Here is a 7,744-nt window from a genome sequence, read left to right as displayed (position 1 = left end):
GCACAAAATGATTGTTTATACCAATGTTATCAAGAATTTCATGAAACTCAAACATAGAGACATATTTTAAATCTTCTACTTCTTCTATTTGCGCATCAAAATCTTCTAACCATAAATCAGTCTTAACTATAAATGTATGATGAAATTCATTATCTGTTATACCGTTGAGATGAGAGTTAAAACACTTATAAACGCCGACTTTAATTAATTTTTCTTCAGAAATATCAACTCCTATTTCCTCTTTAGCTTCTCTCACAGCGGCTTGTTCGGGAGTTTCTCCTGCATCAATATGTCCAGCAACCGAAACATCCCAAAGTAACGGATAAATTAATTTTGATGCTGCACGTTGTTGGAGTAGGACATCACCTTCCGAAGTGAAAAACCAAACATGAGCCGTGTTGTGTAAGTGCCCCTTTGAATGGATTTCAGATTTTGGCACAGAAACTCCTGTTGGTGTCCCGTTTTTGTTTACGATGTCTATGTATTCTTCCATGGACTATTTGATAACAGATTTAATACAATCAACGAGTTTAATAAAATCTTTTTCTGTATTAAATAAATGACAAGAAATACGAATAAACTTACCTCTAAAGGAGACAAATATCTGATGCTGTTGTAACGCCGTTTTTAGTGTCTTAATATCTATATTTTCTGGAAGCTTTACACCAAATAAATGATGGGTTCTATAATCTGGGTGTTCAATTTGGCATCCTAAAGTAATGAGTTGTTGTGTCGCTTCAAATGAAATTGAGCGACAATACGCTTGAATGGATTCTGGAGTCCATTTTATGATTTGCTTTAGTGCTTCAATTTGCATTTTCACATAGATGAAATCACCACTTTCTCCAACGACATAACGATTTGCTAATGGTTTATACTGCTCTTCATAATTGGTTAAATCTGAGAGCTTCTCACTATGCATTCGGTTGGCCCAATTGTCTTCAATAGACTCTCCATGGTCAAAATAGCTTCCGTAGTAGGCATAACCACAACCGTAAGGTCCAAATAACCATTTGTAGCCAGCACAAATCAAGGCGTCTGGTTCAATCTCTTTTATTGAAAAGTGAACAGCGCCAATGGTCTGACTCCCATCAATAATTAATAGCGCGTTATGTGTATTGGTCTTCTCTCTAATTGCTTTAAGGTTGAAAATAGTTCCGTTAGACCAATGTATATTTCCTAAAGCGACAACTGCCGTTTTACTAGTAATGGCGTCTAGAATATCTAGATTCCACTGTTTAGCGTTATTGACTTTTAAATTAGGACTGGCAATCGTTACAAGTTTTGCATCATATTTTTTAGCAAGTTTTTTCCAAGCATAAATATTACTTGGAAACTGTTCTTCAATAACTAGAATCTCATCATTAGGATTCAACTTGATATTATTTGTCACGGTTGCTATTCCGTATGAAACAGATGGAATACTTGCAATACGTTCTGGTTCGTCATTATCAATCAGTTTGGAAAACAAACCTTTGAGTTCCGTTACAGGATCAAAAAAATCAGAAACAGGAATGGTATACGGTTTACTCTTTTGAAGGACCGCATCCAAACCAGCTTGCTCAACTGCTTTGAAGGAAGGCGAAAGGCTAGCTATATTTAAATAGGTTACTTCGTCTGGAATACTGAATAGATGATTTTGGTTTGATAATGTCATAATTAAAGAAAAAAAATCCTGCAAAAGCAGGATTGATTAGTTATTCAAAATAAGAAAATGTTTCATCACCCTTTATTTTAAGTAAGGTTTCATAGATCATTTTAATTACGTTTTCAACGTCATCACGATGGACCATTTCAACAGTGGTATGCATGTAACGTAAAGGTAATGAGATTAATGCAGAAGCCACGCCACCATTACTATAAGCAAAGGCATCTGTATCTGTTCCTGTTGCTCTTGATAAAGCAGAACGTTGAAAAGGTATTTTCTTTTCTGTAGCAGTATCTGTAATTAAATCGCGCAATTTTTGTTGTACAGCAGGAGCGTAAGCAATCACAGGACCTTTACCAATTTCGAGAGCACCTTGTGTTTTTTGATCAATCATTGGTGTGGTTGTATCATGAGTGACATCGGTTACAATCGCTACATTTGGCTTAATAGTATGGGTAATCATCTCTGCACCGCGAAGACCAATTTCTTCTTGTACAGAATTAGTGATGTATAAACCAAATGGTAGTGTCTTTTTGTTTTCTTTAAGTAATCGAGCAACTTCGGCAATCATAAATCCGCCCATTCTATTATCTAGAGCACGACATACAAATTTATCCTTGTTGAGAATATGAAATGTATCAGGATAGGTGATGACACAGCCCACATGAATGTCTAATTTTTCAACCTCCTCTTTTGTTGAGCAACCACAGTCAATAAATATATTGTCTGGTTTTGGAGCTTCTTCTTTAGATTTATTACGTGTATGAATTGCGGGCCAACCAAACACGCCTTTCACAATACCATTTTTAGTATGGATATTTACAATTTTACTAGGTGCGATTTGATGGTCACTACCACCGTTTCTAATGACATAAATTAATCCGTTGTCTGAAATATAGTTTACATACCAAGAAATTTCATCTGCATGACCTTCAATGACCACTTTATACTTAGCCTTCGGATTGATCACGCCAACAGCAGTTCCGTAGGTATCGGTAATAAATTCATCAACATAAGGTTTTAGATAGTCCATCCAAACTTTTTGTCCCTCCCACTCATAACCAGTAGGAGCAGCATTGTTTAGATAATTTTCTAGGAAATCAAGTGATTTTTTATTTAATATACTTTTTGTAGCCATAAGATTTATAGTATTTCAATTTCTGTAAAAATAAAAGGATTAATTGAGTTTATATGACTTAGGAAAAGATTTTTGTAACAAATTCATCTATTTTTACACTTATAGCTTTATAAAATAAACTAAACACCCTACTGATGAAATTAGTCATTACAAATCTTACAAAAACATACAAGAATGGCGTAAAGGCCATTGATAATCTAAATCTAGAAATCGGAACAGGAATGTTTGGGTTGCTTGGTCCAAATGGAGCAGGTAAGTCTTCACTTATGAGAACGATTGCGACTTTACAAAGTCCGGATTCTGGTTCAATTATGTTCGGAGATATTGATGTTTTGGAAGATAAAATGGCCTTGCGTAAAATCTTAGGGTATTTACCACAATCATTTGGTGTCTATCCAAAAATGTCTGCGGAAGATTTACTCGACTACTTTGCGGCATTAAAAGGTGTAAGTTCTAAAGCAGATCGACAGGCTTTAGTTAAAGAAGTCCTTGAAATAACAAATCTATACGACGTACGTAAAAAACATGTTGCAGGTTATAGTGGTGGAATGAAACAACGTTTTGGGATTGCCCAATTATTATTAAACAATCCAAAACTCATCATAGTGGATGAGCCAACTGCAGGATTAGATCCAGCTGAGAGACACCGTTTTTTAAATGTTCTTAGAGAGGTTGGAACCAATTGTACGGTGATTTTCTCAACACATATTGTTGAAGATGTCAAAGAACTATGTAATGATATGGCCATTTTAAATGGCGGTCGTATTTTAAAGCAAACCACACCATCTCATGCTAGAAAAGAATTGATTGGCAAAATTTGGACTAAGATTGTTGAACGTGACGATTTAGAACAAAATGAAACTGTATACAATGTATTATCTTCAAACTACAATGAAGATAATACGCTTAATATAAGAGTGTTTGCAGATGAGCAACCAGATGCTGATTTTATAACATCAGAACCACAATTAGACGATGTGTACTTTATTGCCTTAAAGCAAGACGAGCCTGTTTTAAGCTAATTTCATTGACAACCATAAAAAAAGTACATTATGTTTTCTACTATATTTTTTCATGAATTAAAATATTGGCTAAAAAAGCCAGCATTTTATATTTATATGGCAATTTTCTTTGCCTTAGCATTGTTTATTTCTGCGACAACAGCAGGTTTTTTTGATAGTATTACTGCGACAACAGGGTCTTCAAGAGTAGTAAACTCACCAAGTGGAGTTACCAATTTATTTAATGGATTAACCATATTTATATTTTTCTTGTTTCCATCAATTGTTGGTGTATCTGTATATCGTGATTATAAAAGCGAGATGCATACCATTTTATATTCCTATCCCTTTTCAAAAGGGAATTACCTATTTGCTAAATTTTTTAGTTCAATTTTAATTGTGACCTGTATCGTGCTAGTCATAGGTATTGCTATGTTTATTGGTTTTAGATTGCCTGGAACAAATGCTGAGATTGTCACTACTTTCGATTTTAAATCCTATTTTGATGCCTATTGGGTTTTTATACTACCTAATATTTTACTTTTTGGAGCTATTGTATTTGCCGTAGTCACATTTACAAGAAATATTGCAGCTGGATTTATTACAGTTATTCTTATATTATTTGTTCAAGGTGTGACAGAAAGTTTATTATCAGATCCAGATAGTAGATATCTCGCAGGATTATTAGATCCTTTTGGAGCTGCAGCATCTGATTATTACACGAGGTACTGGACCGTATCAGAGCAAAATGAATTACATATACCTATCAAAGAATTGATTCTTTACAATCGTTTATTGTGGTTGGGTGTAGCGAGTTTGGTTTTTGGTCTGGTCTATAAATTCTTTCAGTTCAGCCAGAACGCCTTGTCATTCTCATTATTTAAAAAACTTAAAGGAGAACGTGCTACCAAACGAAATTTTGGTGGGATTATACGAATTAACCTTCCAAAGGTGAATTTTGATTACTCAATCCTTCAGAATTTAAAAACAACTTGGAAACTTTCTAATGTAGATTTTAAATATATTGCTAAAAGTTGGCCCTTTATCTGTATTGTATTGGTAGGACTAATCATTGTTTTAATTGCACTTGCAGACGTCGGCAACCCTTATTCAACTCAATCATATCCAAAAACATGGCGCATGCTTAGAGGCGGTGGGGCATTTGTAGTTGCTATTAATATTTGTACATTTTTATATGCAGGAATGTTGGTGAATAGAAGTAAAACCAATAGAATAAATGCATTAATTGATGTGACTCCAATCCCTAATTGGTCCTTATTCTTGTCAAAATTTATTGCCATTATAAAAATGCAGATACTTTTACTTGCTGTCATTATGGTTGCAGGTATCCTATTCCAAATTTATAAAGGTTATTTTGATTTTGAAGTTCGGTTATATATTAAAGAACTATTCGGACTCAAATTAATAAATTATGTGATTTGGGCCTTTTTAGCCTTAGCAGTACAAACATTAATTAGAAGCCCATATTTGGGATTATTTGTGTTGATTGTTCTATCTATTGGAATTCCGTTATTATCACTCGCAGGTATTGAACAGTCTATATTTAAGTATAATGAAGGTCCTGGTTTTGGTTATAATGATATGAATGGCTATGGAGATTCACTTGATCGTTATCTACTATACAAGGGCTATTGGTTGTTAGCAGGATTAATGTTATTGATCGTTACCGCTTTGTTTTGGGTTCGTGGATTACCACATTCATTTAAAGAACGTTTATTTATTGCAAAATCTCGATTTAAAGCGCCTGTAGCACTTACATTACTTGTATTGCTAATTGGTTTCTTCACTTTAGGATATAGTATTTTTAAGGAGACTAATATTGATAATGTGCGCTATTCCTCTAAAGAACGAGAGAAATTAAGAGTAGAGTGGGAGAAAACATATAAAAAGTTTGAGAATTACGCACAGCCGAGAATCGTATCTGTAAAGACGGATATGAATATTTTTCCGAAGGAAAGAAACTTTGAAGCCTCTGGAGAATATGTTATGGTTAATAAAACCAATGAAATTATTGATAGTATTTTCTTAAGTCATAATGACTATCCAAGTAAATTTGAGTTTAATAAAGCTAATTTAATAGTATTAGAAGATACTATTTATGATTTTGATATCTATCAATTGAAACAAGGTTTATTACCGGGAGACACCTTGAAACTTCATTTTACAGTTGAGAATGAACCTAATACATTGATTAATAATAATTCTCCTGTAGTTAGAAATGGTACATTTATTAACAATAAAGCATTATTTCCAAGTTTAGGATATTCTGGTGGTAGAGAGCTTACAGACAATAAAACGCGTAAAACATATGACTTACCACCAAATGATTTAAAACCACATCCAAGTGATTCTACAGCATTAGGAAATACCTATATCTCAAATGATAGTGATTGGATAGATTTTGAAACAACCGTTAGTACAAGTGAAGACCAAATAGCAATTGCTCCTGGTTATTTGCAAAAGGAATGGACGGAAGATGGTCGACGTTATTTCCATTATAAAATGGATAGTAAGATCTTAAATTTTTATGCGTTTAACTCAGCAGAATACGAAGTAAAACGCGATAAATGGAAAGATGTCAGTCTAGAAATTTATTACCATAAAGGTCATGAGTATAATTTAGAGCGTATGATGAGAGGAATGAAAGCCTCACTGGAATATAATACAGAGAATTTTAGTCCGTATCAACATAAACAATTGCGTATAGTAGAATTTCCTAGTGGTGGATTTGCGCAGTCGTTTCCAAATACAATTCCTTTTGGTGGAGACACCGGTTTTATAGCCGATATTGATGATAGCGAAGACGGAGGTATTGATTACACCTACGCCATCACAGTGCATGAAGTAGCTCATCAATGGTTTGCACACCAAGTTATTGGAGCTGACGTATTGGGAGCAACAATGATGTCTGAGAGTATGTCTGAGTACGTATCGCTTAAAGTTTTAGAAAAAGAATTGGGAAAACCTCAAATGCGTAAATTTTTAAAGAAGGCACTTGATGACTATTTAACGCAAAGAACTTTTGAAAGCAAGAGAGAAAGTGCCTTAATGTATAATGATGGCCAACAATATGTACATTACCAAAAAGGGTCATTAGTATTATATGCAGTGAGTGATTATATAGGTGAAAAGGTCTTAAATAATGCTCTTAAAACCTATGTAGAGAAAGTGAGATTTCAAGATGCACCTTATACAACCTCTATTGATATGGTCAATCATATCAAGGCGGTCACACCAGATAGTTTACAGTATGTTATTAAAGATATGTTTGAAACGATTACCCTATATGACAATCGTATTTTAGATGTGTCTTCTTCGGAAATGGATAATGGCAAGTACAAAGTTGATATAGAGTTCAACGTGAGTAAATATAGAAACGATGAAAAGGGAAAACGTTTTTATTCTGAAGAAGGTCGTGATTCTATTACGTATTTAGCTGAAGGAAAGGAGACGCCTTTAGTCTCTGTTAAACTAGAAGACTATATCGACATTGGCATTTTTACCGAAGATGATCTTGACGGAAAAAAGAAAGAACGTATCTTATATTTGAAGAAGCATAAAATAACCGAAATCAATAATAAAATATCAATTATAGTAGATGAGAAACCTACTGAAGTTGGTGTAGACCCTTTCAATAAATTGATAGATACACAATCTGATGATAATCGGCAGAAGCTGTAATATTGCGAAGTAGCTAAAGTTGTTTATTGAGCAGTCTTGTTTATTCTCATAAGTAAAAAGGGATGAGGTGAACTTATAATCTTCTGTCCTTCCTTAAGCTTTGGAAGAACCCAGTTGAGATGCAATATAGTTCTCGACTTCGTTCTAACTGAAAAGTTTATAACTTTTTTCATACAGCCACTGTTAGTGTATTCCAATTGGCCGCTGTTGGTGTTTCTTACTAAGCCACTAAGCCACTAAGCCACTAAGCCACTA

The 7,744-nt window shown here is 34.1% G+C and carries 5 protein-coding genes; 2 read left to right on the top strand and 3 right to left on the bottom strand.

Annotation, left to right across the window (positions count from 1 at the left end; translation table 11 throughout):
- The 3 genes from ACJAZK_RS14430 to ACJAZK_RS14420 form a co-directional block, all read right to left on the bottom strand.
- The coding region (locus ACJAZK_RS14430) for an NUDIX hydrolase (RefSeq protein ID WP_415224641.1) at window positions 1–493 on the bottom strand (493 nt) is incomplete at its 3' end.
- A 3-nt stretch (window positions 494–496) separates the two neighbouring features.
- Window positions 497–1,657 (bottom strand): aminotransferase class V-fold PLP-dependent enzyme, encoded by a 1,161-nt coding sequence (locus tag ACJAZK_RS14425; RefSeq protein ID WP_415224640.1) that lies wholly within the window; start codon window positions 1,655–1,657, stop codon window positions 497–499.
- A 40-nt stretch (window positions 1,658–1,697) separates the two neighbouring features.
- Window positions 1,698–2,786 carry a M42 family metallopeptidase gene (locus ACJAZK_RS14420; RefSeq protein ID WP_415224639.1) on the bottom strand — a complete coding sequence of 363 codons (1,089 nt, stop codon included), beginning with the start codon at window positions 2,784–2,786 and terminating at the stop codon, window positions 1,698–1,700.
- 134 nt (window positions 2,787–2,920) lie between these two features.
- Between ACJAZK_RS14420 and ACJAZK_RS14415 the strand changes: the two genes are divergently transcribed.
- Complete coding sequence (locus tag ACJAZK_RS14415; RefSeq protein WP_415224638.1) at window positions 2,921–3,808, top strand: ABC transporter ATP-binding protein; 888 nt, start codon at window positions 2,921–2,923, stop codon at window positions 3,806–3,808.
- Window positions 3,809–3,838: 30 nt separating this feature from the next.
- Entirely contained in the window at window positions 3,839–7,489 is a 3,651-nt protein-coding gene (locus ACJAZK_RS14410) for an ABC transporter permease/M1 family aminopeptidase (RefSeq protein ID WP_415224637.1), read from the top strand.
- The last annotated feature ends 255 nt before the right edge of the window (window positions 7,490–7,744 follow it).

This window comes from Psychroserpens sp. (genome assembly GCF_047633235.1).
Taxonomy (GTDB): Bacteria; Bacteroidota; Bacteroidia; order Flavobacteriales; family Flavobacteriaceae; genus Psychroserpens.
The sequence above is the reverse complement of the archived record's forward strand: the minus strand, read 5'-3'. Positions and strand labels throughout refer to the sequence as shown.

Excerpts from the sequence above, each read along its gene's own strand:
- ACJAZK_RS14425 (WP_415224640.1), bottom strand. The coding sequence starts at position 1,657 with ATGACATTATCAAACCAAAATCATCTATTCAGTATTCCAGACGAAGTA.
- ACJAZK_RS14420 (WP_415224639.1), bottom strand. The coding sequence starts at position 2,786 with ATGGCTACAAAAAGTATATTAAATAAAAAATCACTTGATTTCCTAGAA.
- ACJAZK_RS14415 (WP_415224638.1), top strand. The coding sequence starts at position 2,921 with ATGAAATTAGTCATTACAAATCTTACAAAAACATACAAGAATGGCGTA.
- ACJAZK_RS14410 (WP_415224637.1), top strand. The coding sequence starts at position 3,839 with ATGTTTTCTACTATATTTTTTCATGAATTAAAATATTGGCTAAAAAAG.